At 68.0% G+C, this 20,800-nt stretch carries 20 protein-coding genes; 15 read left to right on the forward strand and 5 right to left on the reverse strand.

Annotation, left to right across the window (positions count from 1 at the left end):
* The first annotated feature begins 5 nt into the window (after positions 1-5).
* The 4 genes from E5206_RS11605 to E5206_RS11620 all read left to right on the forward strand — a co-directional run bounded on the left by E5206_RS11605 (position 6) and on the right by E5206_RS11620 (position 2,845).
* A complete protein-coding gene (locus E5206_RS11605; protein ID WP_136322606.1) occupies positions 6-557 on the forward strand; it encodes a universal stress protein in 552 nt (183 codons plus the stop codon).
* Positions 557-1,171 (forward strand): CrcB family protein, encoded by a 615-nt coding sequence (locus E5206_RS11610; protein ID WP_240689669.1) that lies wholly within the window; start codon positions 557-559, stop codon positions 1,169-1,171. The genes E5206_RS11605 and E5206_RS11610 overlap by 1 nt, the downstream gene beginning before the upstream one ends.
* Before the next feature lie 5 nt (positions 1,172-1,176).
* Positions 1,177-1,545 (forward strand): CrcB family protein, encoded by a 369-nt coding sequence (locus E5206_RS11615; RefSeq protein WP_136324104.1) that lies wholly within the window; start codon positions 1,177-1,179, stop codon positions 1,543-1,545.
* 76 nt (positions 1,546-1,621) lie between these two features.
* Positions 1,622-2,845, forward strand: a complete 1,224-nt coding sequence (locus tag E5206_RS11620) for an MFS transporter (RefSeq protein WP_136322607.1) — start codon at positions 1,622-1,624, stop codon at positions 2,843-2,845.
* A gap of 150 nt (positions 2,846-2,995) precedes the next feature.
* Here E5206_RS11620 and E5206_RS11625 read toward each other — a convergent pair whose 3' ends face one another.
* Positions 2,996-3,418 (reverse strand): VOC family protein, encoded by a 423-nt coding sequence (locus E5206_RS11625; protein ID WP_136322608.1) that lies wholly within the window; start codon positions 3,416-3,418, stop codon positions 2,996-2,998.
* A 14-nt stretch (positions 3,419-3,432) separates the two neighbouring features.
* Here E5206_RS11625 and E5206_RS11630 point away from each other — a divergent pair, with 14 nt between their 5' ends.
* On the forward strand, positions 3,433-3,759 hold the full coding sequence (locus E5206_RS11630) for a chorismate mutase (RefSeq protein ID WP_136322609.1): 327 nt from the start codon (positions 3,433-3,435) through the stop codon (positions 3,757-3,759).
* Positions 3,760-3,792: 33 nt separating this feature from the next.
* Here the strand turns inward: E5206_RS11630 and E5206_RS11635 are convergent, their stop codons facing one another.
* Complete coding sequence (locus E5206_RS11635) at positions 3,793-4,179, reverse strand: hypothetical protein (protein ID WP_136322610.1); 387 nt, start codon at positions 4,177-4,179, stop codon at positions 3,793-3,795.
* Between the two features lie 197 nt (positions 4,180-4,376).
* Here E5206_RS11635 and E5206_RS11640 point away from each other — a divergent pair, with 197 nt between their 5' ends.
* The 6 genes from E5206_RS11640 to pdxS all read left to right on the forward strand — a co-directional run bounded on the left by E5206_RS11640 (position 4,377) and on the right by pdxS (position 12,641).
* Positions 4,377-4,724 carry a DUF6504 family protein gene (locus E5206_RS11640; RefSeq protein WP_136322611.1) on the forward strand — a complete coding sequence of 116 codons (348 nt, stop codon included), beginning with the start codon at positions 4,377-4,379 and terminating at the stop codon, positions 4,722-4,724.
* On the forward strand, positions 4,721-8,158 hold the full coding sequence (gene dnaE / locus E5206_RS11645) for a DNA polymerase III subunit alpha (protein WP_136322612.1): 3,438 nt from the start codon (positions 4,721-4,723) through the stop codon (positions 8,156-8,158). Before E5206_RS11640 ends, dnaE begins: the two co-directional genes overlap by 4 nt.
* 71 nt (positions 8,159-8,229) lie before the next feature.
* Positions 8,230-10,236 carry a threonine--tRNA ligase gene (thrS, locus tag E5206_RS11650; RefSeq protein WP_136322613.1) on the forward strand — a complete coding sequence of 669 codons (2,007 nt, stop codon included), beginning with the start codon at positions 8,230-8,232 and terminating at the stop codon, positions 10,234-10,236.
* Between the two features lie 9 nt (positions 10,237-10,245).
* On the forward strand, positions 10,246-10,869 hold the full coding sequence (locus E5206_RS11655; RefSeq protein ID WP_136322614.1) for an HIT domain-containing protein: 624 nt from the start codon (positions 10,246-10,248) through the stop codon (positions 10,867-10,869).
* Positions 10,859-11,506, forward strand: coding sequence for a phosphatidylinositol phosphate synthase (gene pgsA, locus E5206_RS11660; protein ID WP_136322615.1), 648 nt, complete (start codon positions 10,859-10,861; stop codon positions 11,504-11,506). Before E5206_RS11655 ends, pgsA begins: the two co-directional genes overlap by 11 nt.
* 208 nt (positions 11,507-11,714) lie before the next feature.
* On the forward strand, positions 11,715-12,641 hold the full coding sequence (pdxS, locus tag E5206_RS11665) for a pyridoxal 5'-phosphate synthase lyase subunit PdxS (protein WP_136322616.1): 927 nt from the start codon (positions 11,715-11,717) through the stop codon (positions 12,639-12,641).
* Between the two features lie 283 nt (positions 12,642-12,924).
* Here the strand turns inward: pdxS and E5206_RS11670 are convergent, their stop codons facing one another.
* The gene (locus E5206_RS11670; RefSeq protein WP_136322617.1) at positions 12,925-14,937 is read right to left on the reverse strand and encodes a M3 family metallopeptidase; all 2,013 of its coding nucleotides are present in this window, start codon (positions 14,935-14,937) and stop codon (positions 12,925-12,927) included.
* An 82-nt stretch (positions 14,938-15,019) separates the two neighbouring features.
* Between E5206_RS11670 and E5206_RS11675 the strand changes: the two genes are divergently transcribed.
* A complete protein-coding gene (locus E5206_RS11675) occupies positions 15,020-16,342 on the forward strand; it encodes a CapA family protein (protein WP_240689671.1) in 1,323 nt (440 codons plus the stop codon).
* Positions 16,343-16,479: 137 nt separating this feature from the next.
* Here the strand turns inward: E5206_RS11675 and E5206_RS11680 are convergent, their stop codons facing one another.
* Both E5206_RS11680 and E5206_RS11685 read right to left on the reverse strand, forming a co-directional pair.
* On the reverse strand, positions 16,480-17,157 hold the full coding sequence (locus tag E5206_RS11680) for a glutamine amidotransferase (RefSeq protein ID WP_240690180.1): 678 nt from the start codon (positions 17,155-17,157) through the stop codon (positions 16,480-16,482).
* Between the two features lie 107 nt (positions 17,158-17,264).
* The gene (locus E5206_RS11685; protein ID WP_136322619.1) at positions 17,265-18,593 is read right to left on the reverse strand and encodes a Mur ligase family protein; all 1,329 of its coding nucleotides are present in this window, start codon (positions 18,591-18,593) and stop codon (positions 17,265-17,267) included.
* A gap of 92 nt (positions 18,594-18,685) precedes the next feature.
* Between E5206_RS11685 and pdxT the strand changes: the two genes are divergently transcribed.
* Genes pdxT through ruvC form a run of 3 tightly spaced genes read left to right on the forward strand, consistent with a single transcriptional unit; the run spans position 18,686 to position 20,730 of the window.
* Positions 18,686-19,387, forward strand: a complete 702-nt coding sequence (pdxT, locus tag E5206_RS11690) for a pyridoxal 5'-phosphate synthase glutaminase subunit PdxT (RefSeq protein ID WP_136322620.1) — start codon at positions 18,686-18,688, stop codon at positions 19,385-19,387.
* A gap of 3 nt (positions 19,388-19,390) precedes the next feature.
* Positions 19,391-20,146 carry a YebC/PmpR family DNA-binding transcriptional regulator gene (locus E5206_RS11695; RefSeq protein ID WP_136322621.1) on the forward strand — a complete coding sequence of 252 codons (756 nt, stop codon included), beginning with the start codon at positions 19,391-19,393 and terminating at the stop codon, positions 20,144-20,146.
* Positions 20,143-20,730 carry a crossover junction endodeoxyribonuclease RuvC gene (gene ruvC, locus E5206_RS11700; RefSeq protein WP_136322622.1) on the forward strand — a complete coding sequence of 196 codons (588 nt, stop codon included), beginning with the start codon at positions 20,143-20,145 and terminating at the stop codon, positions 20,728-20,730. The genes E5206_RS11695 and ruvC overlap by 4 nt, the downstream gene beginning before the upstream one ends.
* Positions 20,731-20,800 lie beyond the last annotated feature (70 nt).

Raw genomic sequence — 20,800 nt, forward strand, 5'->3', positions numbered from 1 at the left:
CGCCCATGAATGAGCCCGAGAAGGAAACCCGGCCCGCCACCGGGCCCACCGCCTACGTCCCGCGGAAGATCACCGGGCCGGTCCTGATGGGGGTGGTGCCCGGCCAGCCCCTGGCCGTGGCACACCGCGCCGCGGAACTGGCCTACAGCCTGAACGTGAAGCTGATCTGCGCCTACGTGGACGTCACCACCTACCTCGCCGAAGAACCCGACGGACGGGTCGAAGCCCTGCCGATTGACCCGGACGGCATCGACGACGACATCGAAGGCATCAGCGCCAGTATCAAAGAACGCCTTCAGGAAGCCCTGGACGGAACCGGCATCCGCTGGTCTTTCGTGACCCGGGCCGGAGACCCGGCCAGGGCGCTGGGACGTCTGGCGGACTCCGCGGATGCGTCCGTCATCGTGGTCGGCACCCGCGAACGCGGGCTCGGAGCCCGGTTCGAGGAGCTGCTCGTCGGGTCCGTCGCCGTCCATCTGACCCACCGCCAGCACCGGCCCGTCCTGGTTGTTCCGCTCACTCCGCACGCCAGGCACCATCGGCAGGAGAGCCACTGATGGAACCGCCCACACCCGAGACGGCAGTCCCCGCCCGTATGTCCGGGGCATCCGCAATCGGGAGCGAGAACCGGCTTCCCGTCGACGGCGACGCGGCCGGGCCCATCACTGACGATACGGACGCAGGGACGCTGGGCGAGGCGCACACCCACCGCCCGGTTCACCTGCACCCCGTTTACGTGCTGGTCGTCATCACCGGAGGCGTGTTCGGAGCCCTGGCCCGTTACGGTCTCAGCACCGTCCTGCCTTCCCCGGGCGGGTGGCCGCTGCCCACCCTGATCATCAACCTGGCCGGAGCATTCCTGCTCGGCGTTCTGCTGGAGGCCCTGGTCCGCCGCGGTCCCGACGCCGGGCGGCGGAGGATGATCCGGCTGCTCGCCGGGACCGGGTTCATGGGCGCCTTCACCACCTACAGCACCCTGGCCCTGGAAACGAACACCCTGCTCGGCGCCGGACGCACGACCGACGCGCTGATCTATGTCGCCGCCACGCTGCTCGGCGGGGCCGTGGCAACAGTGGCCGGGATCCGCGCTGCCGCCGGACACCACACCAGGATGACCACCCGGCGCCGGGATGCGGCCCTCCGCCCCGGCCGGCAGGACGGCAACCGGTGAACGCACTGACCATTCTGCTGCTGGGACTCGCCGGCGGACTCGGCGCCGGGACCCGCTTCGTCGTCGACGGGCTGGCCCGCTCCAAGCTCCGCACCGCCCTGCCAGTGGGCACCATCGCTATCAACATCACCGGATCCTTCCTCCTGGGACTGGTCGCCGGGGCCGTGATCGTCCACGCCGCACCCGTCGAGCTCCAAACCATCGCCGGGACAGGCTTCCTCGGCGGATACACCACCTTCAGCACGGCCAGCTTCGAAACCGTCCGGCTCATCCAGTCCCGCCGCACCGGCCTGGCCCTTCTGAACGGCATCGGCACCGCCGCCGCCGCAGTCGGCGCCGCGGCCGCCGGCCTCGCCCTGGCCAGCCTGCTATGACACCGGCCGTCCACCGAACCATACCGACGAACCAGTTCAGGGAGCGGCCGTGCCGGAAATGAATCAGGAGCACGCAATGACGGGCCGGACAGGGAAGACCTCGGCAAACAGGCTCGGACCCATGGGGTTCGTGCTGGCCTTCGGCGTCGTGAGCATGCTCGCCGACGTCGTCTACGAAGGCGCCCGGTCAATCACGGGTCCGTTCCTGGCCACCCTCGGTGCGTCCGCGGTCATGGTCGGCTTCATCACCGGATTTGGCGAAGCCGTGGCCCTGGTCCTGCGCCTGGGCACCGGCCCCCTGGCAGACCGGACCCGCAAATACTGGCCCTTGACCATCGCCGGCTACGCCCTGACCGTGATCGCCGTCCCGCTCCTGGCCCTGGCCAGCTCGCTGTGGCAGGCGTCGGCGCTGGTTGTCATGGAGCGGTTCGGCAAAGCCGTCCGCACCCCGGCCAGGGACACCATGCTCTCCCATGCCGGGGCAGAAATGGGACGGGGAAAGGCCTTCGCCATCCACGAAGCCCTCGACCAGTCCGGGGCCCTCCTGGGTCCGCTGCTCATGGGACTCATGATCGCCGTCTCTGGCTACCAGCTCGGATTCGGTGTCCTGGCTATCCCTGGCGCACTCGCCCTCGTCGCCGTGCTCCTGCTCCGCCGGGCCGTCCCGGTGCCGGAACGATTCGACGCCCAAGCCGTAACCGACCACGCTGTTGAACGGGGCAGCCGTGCAGCGCGCGTCCCGCTGCCGGCCAGGTTCTGGTGGTATAGCGCCTTCACCGCCGTGTCGATGTTCGGGTTCTCCACCTTCGGCGTCATCTCCTACCACCTGGAAGTCCAGAAGGTCCTGCCCTCGGCCCTGATACCGGTCACCTACGCCGTCTCCATGGGAGCTGCGGCCCTGGCGGCCCTGGCCTCCGGAGCGCTCTATGACCGGATCGGGCTGCGCGGTCTGCTCATCGCGCTGCCGCTGACCGCGGCCGTCCCGTTCCTGTCCTTCACGACCGCCCCGGCCCTCGTCTGGGCTGGCGCAGTGGTCTGGGGAGCGGCGTTGGGGATCCATGAATCCACGCTCCGCGCCGCCGTCGCCGACCTCGTGCCCGCTGTTCGGCGGGGGACCGGCTACGGCATCTTCACCGCTGGCTACGGGATGGCGTGGCTGGCGGGGTCCACCATCATCGGCGCCCTTTACACGGCGTCGTATGCGGGGCTCGTGATCTTCACCGTCGGAACCCAGCTGGTCGCTCTGATCGTCTTCATTCCCCTGCTGAGAGCGTCAGCACCGGATGCGCGGAGGGTATGACCGGTGCCCGTTCGGTAGCATCCCGGGCCATCCACAACAGCGCGAACCCGGGCTGCCACGCGGCCGAAGCTATGAGCAGCGCCGGCTCGGCGCCTTCCAGCTCCAGTGCGCGGACGAAAAGTTCCCGGGCCGAGGCGGCCCGTGGCCCGGTCAGAGCATGACCGCGCCGCCGGCGTCGACCGCCCAGGTGGGGTTGAAGGCAACTTCCCAGCGGAAGCCGTCCGGATCGGCGAAGTATCCCGTGTAGCCGCCCCAGGGCTGGGTTTTCGGCGCGGCCACAATGGTGGCGCCGGCCGCCTCGGCCTCGGCCATCACCCAGTCGACCTCCGCCGCGCTGCCCAGGTTATGGCTCAGGGTGATGCAGGGAATCCCGTCAGGGCTGGAAGTCCCGGCCTCCGCCTGCATCCGGGAGGCATCCCAGAGGGAGAGGACGAGGCCGTGATTGGCCTGGATGAAGACGACGTCGCCGGGGGATTCCCGGAGGACGCGCCAGCCGAGGCCGTCAACGTAGAAGCTGCGGGAGGCGTCAATGCTGCGGACACCCAGTGAAATTAGGTCGACTCGTGGCTGCATCTTTCGATACTGTCATGGACATGTCCGTAAATCACGAAGACCACAAAGATGCCCAGGCCGACAAGGAACAGCTCGCCGCGGTACGGGTGGCCGTTGACGAAGTGGATGAGCAGATCGTCCTGCTGATCGGACGCCGCGAGCGGCTGATCCGGATCGCCGGAACCCTGAAGGAGGACAGCGGCCAGGTGCGGGCTCCCGGACGGGTCGAGCGCGTTATAGAGCATGTCCGCGGCGTGGCCGAGAAGAAGGACATCGACGCCGAGATCGTCGAAAAGACCTACCGGGCCATGATCGAAGCCTTCACCACGCTTGAACTGGAAGTGTATAAAGCCAGCAGCTGAGCCCCCGGAGCGCTTCTTTAGCGGGTTCCTGGCCTACAGGGCTTCCTCCACCGCCACATTGGCCTGGTAGTCCCGGCCGTCGCAGTCGCTGAAGGCTGTCATCAGGTGGCCTTTGGGCAGTCCCATCACCGTGCTCATGGGAAAGTTGCCGGTGATGGTGTTGCCCGAGTGCTCGACGCCCTTGAGGTCAAAGTTCTCCTCGGTCCCGTCGTGGCAGAAGCAGTAGAAGGAAACGGCCTCGCCGTTCATGAATTCGATTCCCATCCGGCGTTGATGGGAATGGTCCGGGGTTGCCGCCACGAGCCCGACCACGTAGGCCCCCGATCCCGGAATATTTCCGTCTATATCGAACTTCGCCACCAGGGTGGTGTCCTTGGCGGCGATGCTTACGTGCTTGAGGAGTGCGTTATGGGAACTCATGGCTCAATCCTGCCCCCAGCGGTCCCGTCCGTCCACCCCTGACCTAGGTTTTGCTCCGGTCCCGGCATACACTGAAGTTATTCGAAGATATGTTCGAATAACTACTTCGAACTACTTCGAAAACTACGTGTACCTGACCGCAGTCCCGGCTTGAGCTGTGCCGGAACCCTGCGGTCGGGTTGTTCCGGGAGGCAAGAATGGGCATGTTCAGCGAGTCGGTCGACGTCGTCTGCACACCCACCGGCCAGCCCCTGACGCTTGGCTGGGCCGGGCGGCACTACACCGTCTGCGCGGAGCCGGTCCGCTGGTATGAACGCCGCCAGTGGTGGGCAGAGGAAACCCGGGCCCCGCTCGGCAGCGGGCCGGGCCTGGTGGACCACGAGATCTGGCGGGTCCAGGTGCACCTGTCTGACCCGTCCCCGGACAGCGGAGCCCCGGGGGAGCCCCTCACCCTTGACCTGTCCCGGCAAATCCGCAGCGGCCGCTGGCGGCTCGTGCGGATCCACGACGCCCTGCAGCCCGTCCGGAAGCCGAAAACAGCATGAGCTTCACCCATCTGCACGTCTCCACGGCCTTCAGCGCCCACTACGGGGTCTCCTGGCCGGAGGAGCTGGCGGCTGCCGCGGCCGCGGACGGCGCCACCGCGCTGGCCTGCACCGACCGCGACGGCCTCTATGGAACGGTCAAGCATCTGTCGGCCTGCATGGCGGCGGGACTGGACGCGATCATCGGGGTGGACCTTGCGGTCCTTGACGACGACGGCGACCTCCGCACCCAGGTGGGGGGACGCGTCGTCGTGCTCGCCCAGGGGCACAACAACGGCGCCGGGTACCGGGCGCTGTGCCGGCTGATCTCCGACGCCCATGCCCGCACCACGGGCAAGGCGCAGGGAGCGGTGCCGGTGGCCGTGACCCGCGCGGAGCTGGCCTCCCGCACCCTGCACCCGGAAAACCTGAAGCCGGTGCTGACCGTACTGCTCGGCCCGGACTCCGACGTCGGACGCTCCATGGGCGGCCGGCGCTACCTGCGCCCCCGCACCCTGTTCAAACGCTGGCTGGAGGCCATGCCGCCGGGGACCCTCGCCGCCGAGGTGGTCAGCCAGCTCAGCCCGCCCGGTGAACCCCTGAGCACCGCCCATGCGGTGCGCATGCTCAAACTCGCCGCCGAACACGGGGTGCCCGCCGTGCTGAGCAACGCCGTGCGGTACGTCGCCGAGGACGGCGCGGCCACGGCGGACGTGCTGGACTCCGCCCGGACCCTGAAATCCCTCCCGGAGCTCTCCGCCGCCCCGCTGCTCCAGCCCAACGGGCAGGCCTGGCTCAAATCGGCGGCGCAGATGCTGCAGCTGGGCAAGGAGATCATGCATGCCGCCGGGTACGGCGCCGCAGACCTCAAACGGCTGATGGCCCAGACCGAGGCGCTCGCGGACCGCTGCCGGATGGACCCTGTGGCCGACATGGGCTGGAAGCAGCCGGTGGTCCCGGAAACGTCCGTGATCGGCATCGCCGGCGACCCCCTGATGGAGCTCACCGGGCGCTGCGAGGCCGGAATCGGCCGCCGGTTCCCGGGAATCTCCGGGAAACCGGCCGAACAGCTGCGCGCCCGGCTGGACCACGAACTGGGGATCATCGGCAGCCTGGGCTTCGCCGCGTACTTCCTGACCGTCGCCGAGGTCTCACGGATGATCCTGGATATGGGGGTCCGCGCCGCCGCCCGCGGCTCGGGCGCCTCCAGCCTGGTCAACTACCTGATCGACGTCAGCCAGGTGAACCCGCTCCAGCACGACCTCATCTTCGAGCGCTTCCTCTCTCGGGACCGCGCCACCCTCCCGGACATCGACATCGACGTCGAAAGCGCCGAACGGCACAACGTCTACCGGAAGATCTTCGAGCGCTTCGGGGCCGAACGCGTCACGCTGATGAGCATGCAGAACGGCTACCGCGCTCGCGGTGCCGTGCGTGACGCAGGCCTGGCGCTGGGCATGGAGGACGGGGAAGTCGGGGAAATCGCCAAGCAGCTGTGGCGGTTCTCGGCCCGGAAGTTCCGCGAAGCCCTCGTGGAGAAACCGGAACTGCGGGAATTCGCCGGAAGGGTGGAGCAGCGCGACATCACCGAAAACGAGCAGCTGGACCTGCTGGTGGACCTCACGGAACGGCTGGACCGGCTGCCGCGCCACATCTCCATGCACCCGTGCGGTGTCATCCTGGGCGACGCCACCCTGCTGGACCGCACGCCCGTCCAGCCCAGCGGCCTGGGCCTGCCGATGAGCCAGTTCGACAAGCACGACATGGATCCCATGGGGATGCTCAAACTCGATGTGCTGGGGGTTAGGATGCAGAGCGCCATGGCCTTCGCCGTCCGGGAGGTGATCCGGCTCCACCCCTCCAAGGCCGAGGTGGTCGCGGCCGGCGCACATCCGGAAGGTCCGGACGGGAGAGGTCCGGACTACATCGCTGCGGACGGACGCATCGACCTGAACGCCGTCCCGCTGGATGACGAACCCACCTACGAGCTGATCCGCAGCACCCACACCCTGGGCTGTTTCCAGATCGAGTCCCCGGGCCAGCGCGAACTGATCGGCAAACTGGCGCCGCGGGAATTCAACGACCTCATCATCGACATCTCGCTGTTCCGGCCGGGACCGATGAAATCGGACATGGTCCGGCCCTTCCTTGAGCACCGGCACGGCTTCGCCCCCGAAGTGTACCCGCACCCGGACCTGAAGCCGGTCCTCAAGGAGACCCACGGGGTGACCGTCTTCCACGAACAGATCCTGAAGACCTTCGACGTGATGACCGGCTGCGGGCTGGCCCGGGCCGATGAATTCCGCCGCGCGCTGGGCAACGAGGTGCTGGAGGGGAAGGTGGAGGAGTTCTTCCGGAGGGAGGCCCGGGCCCGGAACTACGCCCCCGGGGTGGTGGACAAGGTCTGGGGCACCTTGAAGGCCTTCGGCAGCTTTGGCTTCTGCAAGGCCCACGGGGCGGCCTTTGCCGTGCCCACCTACCAGTCCGCCTGGCTCAAGACGCACCACCCGGAAGCGTTCCTCGCCGGGCTCTGGGAACACGATCCCGGCATGTACCCCAAACGGCTCCTGGTGGCCGAGGCCCGGCGGATGGGGATCCCCATCCTGCCGCTGGACATCAACAAGAGCCAGGCGGAGTACCGGGTGGAACGTGTGGAAGCAGGCCCGGACCGCGGCAGGCTGGGCATCCGGCTGAGCCTGAGCGGCATCTACGGGCTGTCCGGCGCCGAACTGAAAAGAATCGTGGCGGCCCAGCCCTATGACTCCCTGGCGGACCTGCGGGCCCGGTCCCGGCTGGGCAAGCAGGGCATCAAGCGGCTGGCCCAGCTGGGCGCCTTCGACTCCCTGCACCGGGAGTCCGGTGGAGCCTCGAACCGTGCGGACCTGGTCCGGCACCTGCAGAACCTGCAGGACCGCCCGCAGCGCAAAGGGGTGGAGGTCATCGAGGGCCAGCTGGCCCTGCCGCTGGGCGACGTCGAGCTGAAAAACCTGAAAGCCGTGCTGCCCGCACCCACCATGGTGGAAACCGTCCGGGCGGAACTGGACCTGATGGCCATGGATGTCAGCGAACACCTGATGGCCAGCCACCGTCCCCTCCTGGACCGGCTGGGCGTCACCACCGCGGACAAGCTGCTGGGGCTGCGCAACGGTACCGAGGTGCTGGTGGCCGGAGTCAGGGTCGCCACCCAGACCCCGCCCATGCGCGGCGGCCGCCGGGTGGTGTTCATTAGCGTCGACGACGGCACGGGCTGCGTGGACTCGGTCTTCTTCCATGAGGCCCAGGAGCAGTCCGGACCGCTGCTCTTCGGCACCCGGCTGCTGCTGATCCGGGGCACCACCCGCCGGACCGGGCCCCGCGGGATCAGCATCAGTGCCAGCATGGCGTGGGACCTCAGCCGCACCGAGAGCCTGCCGTACCCCGGCGCCGCGTTGGTTGGCCTATCCGGAAACCGATAGCATGGACGAGGCTGGCTGTGGTCCCCGTACGCCACAAGCTACGAAGCCTAAACTTTGAATAGGAGACACCCGTGTCAGATGCCCAGCAGATCACCCTTCTCGTCGACGGCGAAGAGACCAAGGTGGCTACCGGGACCACCGGCGCGGAACTCTTTTTTGAGCGCCGCGACGTCGTTGTGGCCCGGGTCAACGGCGAATTGAAGGACCTGGACCAGCCCCTTCCCGAAGGTTCCACGATCGAGGCCGTCACCATCGGTTCCCCGGACGGGCTCAACGTCCTGCGCCACTCCACGGCCCACGTGATGGCCCAGGCCGTGCAGCAGCTCCGCCCCGACGCCAAACTCGGAATCGGCCCCTACATCACCGACGGCTTCTACTTCGACTTCGACGTCGAGGAGCCGTTCACCCCCGAAGACCTGCGCCAGCTGGAAAAGATGATGCAAAAGATCATCAACCAGAACCAGAAGTTCGTCCGCCGCGTCGTAAGCGAGGACGAGGCGCGCGAGGCGATGAAGGACGAGCCCTACAAGCTCGAACTGATCGGGCTGAAGGGCGCCGGCTCCGATGCCGACGGCTCCAGCGTCGAGGTCGGCGGCGGCGAGCTGAGCATCTACGACAACGTCGAGCGCAAGGAAGGCGCCGTCGTGTGGTGCGACCTCTGCCGCGGCCCGCACCTGCCCAACACCAAGCTGATCTCCAACGCCTTTGCCCTGACCCGCTCCTCGGCGGCCTACTGGCGCGGCAGCGAAAAGAACAAGCAGCTGCAGCGCATCTACGGCACCGCATGGCCCACCAAGGACGCCCTCAAGGCCTACCAGGAGCGGATCGCCGAGGCCGAGCGCCGCGACCATCGCAAACTCGGCGTGGAACTGGACCTGTTCTCCTTCCCGGACGAGCTGGGATCCGGCCTGCCGGTGTTCCACCCCAAGGGCGGCATCATCCGCAAGGCCATGGAGGACTACTCCCGCCAGCGGCACGTCGAGGCCGGCTACGATTTCGTCTACACCCCGCACATCACCAAGGGCCACCTCTACGAGGTCTCCGGCCACCTGGACTGGTACCGGGAGGGCATGTTCCCCCCGATGCACATCGACGCGGAGCTCAACGAGGACGGGACGGTCCGCAAGCCCGGCCAGGACTACTACCTGAAGCCGATGAACTGCCCGATGCACAACCTGATCTTCCGCTCCCGCGGCCGGTCCTACCGTGAGCTGCCGCTGCGGCTGTTCGAATTCGGCTCGGTCTACCGCTACGAGAAGTCCGGCGTCGTGCACGGCCTCACCCGGGTCCGGGGCATGACCCAGGATGACGCCCACATCTACTGCACCCGCGAGCAGATGAAGGACGAGCTGACGAAGACGCTGAACTTCGTGCTCGCGCTGCTTAAGGACTACGGGCTGAACGATTTCTACCTCGAGCTCTCCACGAAGGACCCGGAAAAGTCCGTGGGTTCGGACGAGGTCTGGGAGGAAGCCACCCAGACCCTCGCCGAGGTGGCCCGGGAATCCGGACTCGAGCTGGTCCCGGATCCGGGCGGAGCCGCGTTCTACGGTCCGAAAATCTCCGTGCAGGCCCGCGACGCGATCGGCCGGACCTGGCAGATGTCCACCATCCAGCTGGACTTCAACCTGCCCGAGCGCTTCGAGCTCGAATACCAGGCGGCCGACGGCACCCGGCAGCGGCCCGTCATGATCCACCGCGCGCTGTTCGGCTCGATCGAGCGCTTCATGGGCGTCCTGACCGAGCACTACGCCGGCGCCTTCCCGGCCTGGCTCGCCCCGGTGCAGGTGGTCGCCATTCCGGTGGCGGAGACGTTCAATGACTACCTGTTCGACGTCGTCGGCCAGCTCAAAGCGGCCGGTATCCGTGCCGAGGTGGACATCTCCTCGGACCGCTTCCCGAAGAAGATCCGCACGGCGAGCAAGGACAAGATCCCGTTCGTGCTGATCGCCGGCGGGGACGACGCCGAGGCCGGCGCGGTGTCCTTCCGCTTCCGTGACGGCAGCCAGGACAACGGCGTGCCCGTGGCCGAGGCAGTCCAGCGGATCGTCGACGCCGTCCGCAACCGGACCAGCTAGGGGCAAGGCGTGCAGGAGAGGACAGGGGCCGGGCCGGAGTATCCGGGCGACGCCGCCGTGACGGACGACTTCAGCCTGGCCGGGGTTCCGGACGCCTTCCAGCGCCTGTGGACCCCGCACCGGATGGCGTACATCAAGGGCGGCCAGCACCAGTTCAAGAACCCGGACGACTGCCCGTTCTGCGTCGCGCCCGAGCGCGAGGACGAGGATTCCCTGATCGTGTACCGGGGGCGGACCAGCTACGTTGTGCTGAACCTGTTCCCGTACAACCCCGGCCACCTGCTCGTCTGCCCGTACCGGCACATTCCGGACTACACGGACCTGACCGTGGAGGAGACCGCGGAATTCGCCGAGCTGACCCAGACGGCCATGCGTGTGCTGCGCAAGGTGGCAAACCCCAGCGGCTTCAACCTGGGCATGAACCAGGGCGTCACGGGCGGGGCCGGGATCGCCGGCCACCTGCACCAGCACGTGGTGCCGCGCTGGGGCGGGGACGGCAACTTCTTCCCGATCATTGCCCAAACCAAGGCCGTCACCCAGACGCTGGGCGAGGTCAGGCAGCAGGTTTCGGAGGCGTGGCCCGGGGAAACACCTGCACAGGAGAACGCCGCCGGGGCGACGGATGCTGAATAGGCACGCCCGCGGCTTTTTCACCGCGCTGTTCTCGCCGCTTGCCCGCTGGCTGCTGCGGATCGGCGTCTCACCGGACGCCGTCACCATCGTGGGCACGCTGGGCGTGGTGGCCGGCGCCCTCGTTTTCTACCCGCTGGGCCAGCTCTGGTGGGGAACCCTGTTCATCACCGCCTTCATCTTCTCCGACGTCATTGACGGCATCATGGCACGGATGCAGGAACGGGGCGGGCGCTGGGGCAACTTCCTGGACTCCACCCTGGACCGGGTCGCCGACGGCGCCCTGTTCGCCGGCGTCGCTGTCTGGTTCTTCACCGGCGGCGCGGACGCTCCCATCGCGATTGCCGCCGTCCTCTGCCTCGTGCTGGGCATGGTGGTCTCCTACGCCCGGGCCAAGGCCGAGGCCCTGGGCTTCCATGCCAACGTCGGGATCGCGGAGCGTGCCGAGCGGCTCGTCTCGGTGCTGGTGGTCACCGGCTTCACCGGCCTGGGCCTGCCGACCGTGGTGCTGTTCGCCACGCTTTGCCTTCTGGCCGCGGCCAGCCTCGTGACGGTGGTGCAGCGGATCGTCGCCGTGCACCGGCAGTCGCTCGAGGAAACCGAGGGCACCGGGGGCACCGCCTCCGAACAGGCCGCCTGAGCGCACCCCGCGGCCGCTCCCGGCCCGCGCCGGGGCCACCGCTGTGGCATGTATTTCCGGGGCAGTAACCCGGATTCTGCCGGGTCGCGGCGGGGGACTAGTATTGTCCTTACCGGCCAATGGATCCGGTAATCCGGTGTGTGCAGTTGAGGTATTTGCGTGCCGCCTGCGCCCCGGCGAGGTCATCTATCTACCCATAGGGGTTTTTGTGTCTACACCTGATGTAAGCAGCGAAGCCGGCGCGTCCGCCAAGAACGTCACGGGCAGCAGCCGCGTCAAGCGCGGCATGGCGGAGATGCTCAAGGGCGGCGTCATCATGGACGTCGTCAACGTCGAGCAGGCCCGCATCGCCGAGGATGCCGGTGCCGTGGCCGTCATGGCGCTGGAACGCGTTCCCGCCGATATCCGCGCCCAGGGCGGCGTGTCCCGCATGTCGGATCCGGACATGATCGATGCGATCATCGCCGCCGTCTCCGTCCCGGTCATGGCGAAGGCCCGGATCGGCCACTTCGTCGAGGCCCAGGTCCTGCAGTCCCTCGGCGTGGACTACATCGACGAGTCCGAGGTGCTGACCCCGGCCGACTACACCAACCACATCGACAAGTGGAACTTCACGGTTCCCTTCGTCTGTGGCGCCACCAACCTGGGTGAGGCGCTGCGCCGCATCAACGAGGGCGCGGCGATGATCCGCTCCAAGGGCGAGGCCGGCACCGGGGACGTCTCCAACGCCACCACCCACATGCGCCAGATCCGCGCGGAGATCAAGAAGCTTGCCGGCATGGCCGAGGATGAGCTCTACGTCGCCGCCAAGGAACTGCAGGCACCGTACGAACTGGTCAAGGAAGTTGCCGCCACCGGCAAGCTCCCCGTCGTCCTCTTCACCGCCGGCGGCATCGCCACCCCGGCCGACGCGGCGATGATGATGCAGCTTGGCGCCGACGGCGTGTTCGTCGGCTCGGGCATCTTCAAGTCCGGCAACCCGGCCCAGCGTGCCGCCGCCGTCGTGAAGGCCACCACCTTCTTCGACGACCCGGACGAGATCGCCAAGGCCTCCCGCGGTCTGGGCGAAGCGATGGTCGGCATCAACGTGGACGAAATCCCGCAGCCGCACCGCCTCGCCGAGCGCGGCTGGTAGCGTTCGCGCCTTTGGGGGCGCAGGACGGCGCTGATCCTCTGCGTGCTATTCCCCGCGCCTTGTTGGCAGCTGAGCGGCTGCTCGGGGCGCGGGGCCCCTTTTACGCACGCTGCCGGATCACACCGCCCTTCGCCTTGTGCTCCTGACTGAACGACGGCGGCGGGTCACCTTCTTGAGGTGACCCGCCGCCGTCGTTGTTTTCCCAACTGACTCGCAGTTGTTGTCGTTTTGAGGGCTCAAAGCGACAACTATTGTCAGTCAGTTGGGCTGGGCCGGCCCGGGGCTATTCGAGGCCGCGGCGTTTGAGCAGCGGTTCGAGTTCAGCGTCGCGGCCGCGGAAGGCGCGGAACGACTCGAGCGGATCCCGGCTGTTGCCGCGGGCGAGCAGTTCGGCCCGGAAGAAGTCCCCGTTGGCGCGGGTGAGGCCGCCGTTGCCCTTGAACCACTCCACCGTGTCGGCGTCCAGCACCTCGCTCCAGATGTAGGAGTAGTAGCCCGCGGCGTAGCCGTCGCCCGCGAAGATGTGCTGGAAGTAGCCGGTACGGTAGCGCGGCGGGATCAGACGGTGCGCCACCCCGGCGGCGGCCAGCGCCTTCGCCTCGAACTCAAGGACGTCCTCGGGCACCTCGGAGCCGTCCAGGACATGCCACGCGAGGTCCAGCAGTGCGGCGCCCAGGTATTCGGTGGTGCCGAATCCTTCGCCCCAGAGCAGGGCGGCGTTGAGTTTGTCCACGACCTCCTGCGGCAGGGCCTCACCGGTGGCGTGGTGCCGCGCATAGTTTGCCAGCACCTCCGGCCACATGGCCCACATTTCGTTCACCTGCGAGGGGTACTCCACGAAGTCCCGCGGCACATTCGTGCCGGAGAACCGAGGGTAGGTGACGGCGGACAACAGCCCGTGCAGGGCGTGCCCGAACTCGTGGAACGTGGTGCGCAGCTCGTCCAGGGTCAGGAGCGTCGGCTCGCCGGCCGGCGGTTTGGAGATATTGAGGTTGTTGATCACCACCGGCCGGGTGTCCAAGAGGCCGGACTGTTCCACAAGGGCGTTCATCCAGGCTCCGCCCCGCTTGGAATCGCGGGTGTAGTAGTCGCCCAGGAACAGGCCCAGCCCGGTGCCGTCCGGGTCCCGGACCTCCCAGACCCGGACGTCCGGGTGGTAGCCGGCCAGATCGCTGCGTTCGTGGAAGGTGATGCCGTAGAGGGCATTGGCGGCGAAGAACACGCCGTCGTTGAGCACCCGGTCCAGCTCGAAGTAGGGGCGCAGGGCCTGCTCGTCCACGGCGTACCGTTCACGCTTCACCCGGGCGGAGTAGTAGGCCCAGTCCCAGGCCTCGAGTGGGTGCCCGGCGATCTCCGCCAGTGCTTCGCCCTCCGCGTCGGCGTTCCGGACGGCAGCCGGGGCCAGCCGGGTCAGCATGGCCTGGACGGCTGCGAAGTCGGGCGCCGTCTGCCGGTCCACGGTGAGCTCGGCATAGTTGGAGAAGCCCAGCAGGCCGGCCTTTTCGGCACGGAGCCGCACCATGTCCGTGACGAGGTCCCGAACGTCGAGGCTGCCGCCGCCGCTGCCCCGGCCGATGGACGCCTCGTACAGGCGGCGGCGGACCTCGCGGTTTTCAAGGGCGGCCAGGGCCGGCTGGTTGCTGGGCTGGATGAGGGTGAGCAGGAACTTGCCCTCGTGCCCGGCGGCGCGGGCGGCTTCGGCGGCGCTGGCGACGTCGTCCGCGGGCAGGCCCGCCAGCGCGGCGTCGTCGTCCAGCAGCAGGGCGGCGGACTTCATCCCTTCCTTGGCGCGCTGGCCGAACTCGGTCCCCAGCCGGGCGAGCTCGGCGTTGACGGCCTTGAGCCGTTCCCGGCCCGCGTCGTCGAGCCGGATTCCGGACTGGCGGAACTCCTTGAGGTACTCCTCCACAAGCCGGGCCGACTCCGCATCAAGGCCGGCGGTGTCCAGTGCGGCGAAGCGTTCGAACAACCCCCGGTTGAGGTAGACGGCGTCCTGGTGGGCCGAGAAGAGCGGCGAGAGCCGGGTCTCCAGTTCCCGGATCGTGTCCGAGGCGTCAGCCGAGGCAAGCGTGAAGAAGACCGCGGCGGCGCGGTCCAGCAGCCGGCCGGACCGCTCCATGGCCAGGGCGGTGTTCTCGAAGGTAGCCGGCCCCGGAGTGTCCACGATCGCCTGGATTTCGGCCAGATGCTCCGCGAGGCCAGCCTCGACGGCCTCGGCGTAGTGAGCGTCGTCGATGTCAGCGAAGGGCGGCAGGCCGAACGGCAGGGTGCTGGGGCTCAGCAGGGGATTGGTCATGAAACAACTCTTTCATGTACGGCGGCGGTTCTCAACGGACTTCCCAGCGTGTTGTGATCGCCCACGCCCTAGGATGGCGGGCATGGGGAAGACCAATACAATGCTGCGTGGCCCGCTGCGCACCGGATTAGTCGCCGCGGCCGCAGCGGCGTCGCTGGCCGCGTGCGGCCTCATCGCAGGGCAGGAAAATACTGCCGGGCAGGACAATGCCACGGGCAGTCCGGCGGCCGCCGGCACAGCCGCCGGCACAGCCGCCGGCACAGCCGCCGGCACAGCCCCCGGCACAGCGGGCGGAGAAGCGGGCGGAGAAGCGCCGGCGGCACAGCCGCCGGCGAGCACGCCGACGCCGGGGAAGGGGCCCGCGTGCCCCGCGGTCCGCTGCGCCTCAGTGGTGGTCACCGGGGACATGCTGGTCCACGCGCAGCTCTGGGAGCAGGCCCGTGCGGATGCCCTGGCCACCGGGGCCAAGGGCCTTGACTTCGGCCCGCTGCTGGAGGGCCAGCGGCGATACATCGGGAAGAGCGACCTCGCGATCTGCCACCAGGAAACCCCGGTGGCCGGTCCGGCCGGTCCCTTCTCGGCGTACCCTTCCTTCAACGTTCCGCCGCAAATCATCGAGGCGTCCCGGCGGGTGGGCTACCAGGCGTGCACCACGGCCAGCAACCATACGATTGACCGGGGCACCGCGGGGCTGGTCCGCACCCTTGATGCCATGGACACGGCAGGGCTGCAGCACACGGGCTCCTACCGGACCGAGGCTGACTCGCACGGCGTTCTGATCCTGCAGACCGCCGCGGCGAAAATCGCCGTGATCGAGGGTACCTATGGACTGAACGGACAAGTCCCGGAGCAGGCCTGGCAGGTGGACATGCTCGATCCGGCCGCGATGATCGCCAAGGCCCGGAAGGCCCGCGCGCTGGGGGCGGACGTCGTGCTGGGCGTCATGCACGCCGGCGAGGAATACGCGAGTGTCCCCGACGCCCGGCAGCAGGATGCCGCCCACGCCCTCGTGGACAGCGGCCAGTTCAGCATGATCTACGGCCACCACACCCACTCGGTGCTGCCGATCGAGCAGTACAGGGGAACCTGGATTGTCTACGGCCTGGGCAACGGCGTCACCGAGCTGTCTCCGTCGTACGTGGTGAACAATGAAGGCCTGCTGGTCCGGGTCCAGTTCAGCCAGGACGCCGCCGGCACGTGGACCGCCTCGGACCTGGCCTGGGTGCCGTCGGTCATTGTCCGCGGACCCTACCGCTGGTGCTCAGTTGCATCCGATGCCCCGCAGGGCCCCTGTGCCGGCGCCGCCGCCGACGCCGCAACCCGGTTGCGCACCAGGGCTGTCGTCGAGTCCATGGGGGCCGCGGCTGCCGGTGCCCACGAACTGCTCATTTCCAAGGAGCCGTAACGCTTGAGGGCGGAGTGTTTCCGCCCGCAGGAGTTTCCCCGGCTTTGGCGGGCGCCGCCGGCGCGCCGGCCGGGACCGGCGGCGTGTTCCGGCCCCGGAACTTCAAAGCCGGGGAGAAACAGCGCGGACGGCGGGTCTCAGCGTGGCCGGCGGGCCGCGTGTTCGCGGGCGAGGACGGCGTAGGAGTCATCCGGCGTGCCGGGGGAGAAGCTGCCGTACTTGCGTTCGACGGCGGTTTGGATCAGGAAGTCCGCCACGGCCGGGTTCTTGGGCAGCAGCGAGCCGTGCAGGTAGCTCGCCACGATGTTCCGGTAGCGGGCCCCCTCCTGGCCGTCCCGGCTGTTGTTGCCGGTTCCCGTGGCCGTGGTTCCCAGCGGTGTGACGCCGGGACCCAGCGTGGTCTGGCCGCTGTGGTTCTCATAGCCCAGGATGGTGCCGAACTCGGGCGAGGACACCGAGACGTTGCCGATCAGGCGCTGGTCGGTGCCGTGCGTCTCCACGTCCAGGATGCCGATGCCCGGAATGACGGAGCCGAGCCGGGTCTTGAAGAACTTGCCGAACAGCTGGTACAGCCCGCAGATCACGAGCATGGGGGTGCCATCCTCGGCGAGCTGCTTCAGCAGCGACTCCCGCGAGAGGAGATCGTCCTTGATGACCAGTTGCCCGCTGTCCTGTCCGCCGCCGCCCACGATCAGGTCAACGTTCGCGGGGAAGTCGTCCCCGGGGTTGTACTCGAGCAGTTCCGGCGTGTACCCATGCCAGCGCAGGCGCTGGGCGAGGACCAGGGCGTTGCCCCAGTCGCCGTAGATGTTCATGTCCCGCGGGTACAGCTGCAGGACCCGGATGGTGCCTTTGCTGGCGGCCGGCGTGTCGCCGGGCGGGATTTCGTGTCCGGGCGGGACCTTTTGACCGGACCGGGGGGTCATGAGACCACCTCCACTGTGGTGATTTTGGACAGCCCGCGGCGGATGGCCAGCATGGCTGTGTAGGTGCAGAAGACCCGCTTCGGCTTTTCCTTGGCCCCGCGGATGAAGGCGGCCAGCGCGGGGGCGATCTCGGTGTCCACGGCGCCGACGGCGACGTCGTCGTATTGCAGCCGCAGCGCCATGTCGTAGGCCCGGGAGCCGGTCAGCTGATCCACCCCGCCGTCGCGGAGGGTGTCGAATTCGACGTCCCACAGCCAGGACATGTCCCGGCCGTCGGCGTAGTTGTCATTGATCGCGATCATCGTGGCGTATCCTGCCGCGGGGAAGGATTTCAGGCCCAGCCGGAAGCCGCTGGGGTTCTTGACCAGCACCAGTTCCAGCGGCAGGCCGTCCACGACGAGGCTCTCGCCACGGCCGAACGCCGGCGCCACCTGGGACAATGCCGTCAGCAGGCGGTTGCTGTCCGCAACTGCTTTTCCCTCCGGTTTTCCCTCCAGGGCTGGTCCGGTTCCCGGGTCCCGGACCGCGATGGCCCGGGCCAGGACCAGGGCAGCCGCGGCGTTGAAGATGTTGTAGACGCCGCGCAGTTTCATGGCGGTGGTGACGGTCACGCCGTCGTACTCAAAGTCCGCGTCCGCCGCACCCACCCGGCGCAGCACGACGTCGGCGTGCGGCCTTTCGGGGGCGGCCGGCGCCGGGCTGCCGTCGGCCGCCCGCAGCTCGTCGTCGTTCGGGAAGGTGCTAAGCAGGGAGTCGTCGAGGCCGAAGTAGAGGACGTCGGGACCGTTGAGCGTGTCCGCGATTCGGGCGACGCGCGGATCCTCCCGGTTCAGCACAACGGTTCCCGTGGTCTTGGCGGCAATGTGCTGCAGCAGTTCCGCGGTCTTGTCGATCTCGCCGAAGCGGTCCAGCTGGTCCCGCAGGACGTTGAGCAGGAGGCAGTAGCGCGGCGGAACCTGGTTGACGAAGTGCACCGCGTGGGCCTCGTCAAGTTCCAGCACGGCGACGTCCGCGTTCAGCCGTCCCCGCCAGTCCACCGCGCCGAGCAGCGCAGCGGCCACGCCGCGGGTGAAGTTGCTGCCGGTGCGGTTGGTGAAGACCTTCAGCCCCTGGCTCTCGAGCAGTTCCACCACCATCTTGGTGGTGGTCGTCTTGCCATTTGTGCCGCTGACGACGGCGACGCCGTGCGGCAGCGTCGACAGTGTCCTGCGCATGAAGCCAGGGTCGATTTTTTCGACGACGAGCCCGGGAAGGGCCGAGCCTCCGCCCCTGAGCCGGGAGACCCGGCGGACGAGCTTGCCGAGCGGAACGCTGAAGTAAAACATGCTTTGTAATATATCCCAGTGGCGGCATGGAAGCCCGTCGGCAGGGGGTGGCGGGTGCAAGTCCGGAAAGCGCCTAGCACTATGCTGGTCCGATGACCACCCCCACTTCTGCGCCTCCTTCCCGCGCGGGTGCAGGCCTGCGGATCGGCGTCCTGGCACTCCAGGGCGATTTCCGTGAACACCTGCACGCCGTCGGGGACGCCGGCGCCACCGGCATCGGTGTCCGACGCCCCGCCGAGCTCGACGGCCTCGACGGCCTCATTATTCCCGGCGGCGAATCGACCACCATCGACAAGCTCTCGAGGATTTTCGGGCTCCGGGACCCCCTGCGTGAACGCATCCAGGACGGGCTGCCGGTCTACGGTTCCTGTGCTGGCATGATCCTGCTCGCGGACCAGATCGCGGACCCGGCGACGGACCTGTCAGGGGCGCCGCAGCAGACCTTCGGCGGCCTGGACATCACGGTCCGCCGCAACGCCTTTGGCCGGCAGCGCGAATCCTTCGAGACCGACCTCGATTTCAAGGGCCTGGAGTTCAGTGCCACAGAGAACGGCGTGGCCCCGGTGCACGCAGTCTTCATCCGCGGGCCCTGGGTGGAGCGCGTCGGCGAGGGTGTGGAGGTCCTGGCCCAGGTGGAGCCGTCCAAGGCATCCCACCCCGATTCCCTGCACGGGACGGCTAGAATTGTTGCAGTGCGTTCCGGCAAGCTGCTGGCCACCTCCTTCCACCCGGAAGTGACGGGGGAGAAGCGCGTGCATGAACTGTTTATTCGAATGATCAGAGGGGAAGTTTAAAGCATGTCAGGCCACTCCAAATGGGCGACGACCAAGCACAAGAAGGCCATCCTCGACAGCCGCCGTGCCAAATCGTTCGCCAAGCTGATCAAGAACATCGAAGTCGCCGCGCGGATGGGCGGACCGGACCTTGCAGGCAACCCCGGCCTGGAACTGGCAGTCACCAAGGCCAAGAAGACCTCGGTCCCGGCTGACAACATCGACCGTGCGATCAAGCGCGGCGCCGGCCTCACCGGCGAAGTCGTGGACTATTCCGAAATCATGTACGAGGCCCGCGGCCCGCAGGGTTCGGCCTTGCTGATCGAATGCCTCACGGACAACAAGAACCGTGCCGCCTCGGAAGTCCGCCTCGCCATTTCCCGCAATGGCGGCACGATCGCCGATCCCGGTTCGGTCAGCTACCTGTTCAGCCGTAAGGGTGTTGTTTCCCTGCCGAAGAACGGCCTGACCGAGGACGACGTCCTGATGGCAGTCCTCGACGCCGGCGCCGAGGAAGTCAAGGACAACGGCGACAGCTTCGAGATCCACTCCGAGCCGACCGACCTCCAGGCCATCCGCGATGCGCTCAAGGAAGCGAACATTGAGTACGACACCGATGAGGCCGAATTCGTGCCGTCCATGCAGGTGCCGCTGGACCTGGAAGCCGCCAAGAAGTTCATGAAGCTCGTGGACGCCCTGGAAGAACTCGACGACGTCCAGAACGTCTACAGCAACGCCGACCTCAGCGACGAAGTGCAGGCCGCACTGGAAGCCGAGTGACCCTCCGCGTCCTCGGTGTCGACCCGGGCCTTACCCGGTGCGGGATCGGCGTCGTGGACGTGGAAAAGAACCGCCGGGCCACCATGGTGGCGTTCGGCGTCGTCGGCACATCACCGGACGAGAGCCTGGACCAGCGGCTGTTGGTGATTGCCACCTCCATCGATGACTGGCTGGACCGGTACGAACCGCACGTCCTCGCCGTCGAGCGCGTCTTTTCGCAGCTCAACGTCAGCACCGTGATGGGGGTGGCCCAGGCCTCGGGCGTGGTCATTGCCGCGGCCGCACGGCGCGGCATCCCGGTGGCGCTGCACACGCCGTCGGAGGTCAAGGCCGCCGTCACAGGCAGCGGGACGTCCAACAAGGACGCCGTCACCAAACTCGTCACCAAGATCCTCCGGCTTGACGCCCCGCCGCGGCCGGCCGACGCCGCCGATGCCCTGGCACTGGCGATCACCCACGCCTGGCGGGCCGGCAGCGGGACTTCCAACCAGAGCGCAGCCAGCACCGGACCGGGCAGCCAATCGCTGACTCCGGCCCAGCGCGCCTGGGCAGAAGCCGAGGCCAAAGCGCGCCGTGCGCGGTGAATGTCCGACTGTGCCACCGCAGAACTTGGTAGGCTATTCGTAGATATGTTCGGATAGCCGGGTCTTCCCG

Origin of the sequence: Arthrobacter sp. PAMC25564, from assembly GCF_004798705.1 — a bacterium.
Classification (GTDB): Bacteria; Actinomycetota; Actinomycetes; order Actinomycetales; family Micrococcaceae; genus Arthrobacter.

What these genes read in the sequence shown, in the direction of transcription:
- E5206_RS11685 (WP_136322619.1), bottom strand. Translation starts at nt 18,593, where the DNA reads ATGTTTTACTTCAGCGTTCCGCTCGGCAAGCTCGTCCGCCGGGTCTCC.
- E5206_RS11625 (WP_136322608.1), bottom strand. Translation starts at nt 3,418, where the DNA reads ATGCAGCCACGAGTCGACCTAATTTCACTGGGTGTCCGCAGCATTGAC.
- E5206_RS11680 (WP_240690180.1), bottom strand. Translation starts at nt 17,157, where the DNA reads ATGAACATCTACGGCGACTGGGGCAACGCCCTGGTCCTCGCCCAGCGC.
- E5206_RS11630 (WP_136322609.1), top strand. Translation starts at nt 3,433, where the DNA reads ATGGACATGTCCGTAAATCACGAAGACCACAAAGATGCCCAGGCCGAC.
- E5206_RS11620 (WP_136322607.1), top strand. Translation starts at nt 1,622, where the DNA reads ATGACGGGCCGGACAGGGAAGACCTCGGCAAACAGGCTCGGACCCATG.
- E5206_RS11675 (WP_240689671.1), top strand. Translation starts at nt 15,020, where the DNA reads ATGGGGAAGACCAATACAATGCTGCGTGGCCCGCTGCGCACCGGATTA.
- dnaE (WP_136322612.1), top strand. Translation starts at nt 4,721, where the DNA reads ATGAGCTTCACCCATCTGCACGTCTCCACGGCCTTCAGCGCCCACTAC.
- E5206_RS11695 (WP_136322621.1), top strand. Translation starts at nt 19,391, where the DNA reads ATGTCAGGCCACTCCAAATGGGCGACGACCAAGCACAAGAAGGCCATC.
- E5206_RS11610 (WP_240689669.1), top strand. Translation starts at nt 557, where the DNA reads ATGGAACCGCCCACACCCGAGACGGCAGTCCCCGCCCGTATGTCCGGG.
- E5206_RS11670 (WP_136322617.1), bottom strand. Translation starts at nt 14,937, where the DNA reads ATGACCAATCCCCTGCTGAGCCCCAGCACCCTGCCGTTCGGCCTGCCG.
- pdxT (WP_136322620.1), top strand. Translation starts at nt 18,686, where the DNA reads ATGACCACCCCCACTTCTGCGCCTCCTTCCCGCGCGGGTGCAGGCCTG.
- E5206_RS11640 (WP_136322611.1), top strand. Translation starts at nt 4,377, where the DNA reads ATGGGCATGTTCAGCGAGTCGGTCGACGTCGTCTGCACACCCACCGGC.
- pgsA (WP_136322615.1), top strand. Translation starts at nt 10,859, where the DNA reads ATGCTGAATAGGCACGCCCGCGGCTTTTTCACCGCGCTGTTCTCGCCG.
- E5206_RS11635 (WP_136322610.1), bottom strand. Translation starts at nt 4,179, where the DNA reads ATGAGTTCCCATAACGCACTCCTCAAGCACGTAAGCATCGCCGCCAAG.
- E5206_RS11605 (WP_136322606.1), top strand. Translation starts at nt 6, where the DNA reads ATGAATGAGCCCGAGAAGGAAACCCGGCCCGCCACCGGGCCCACCGCC.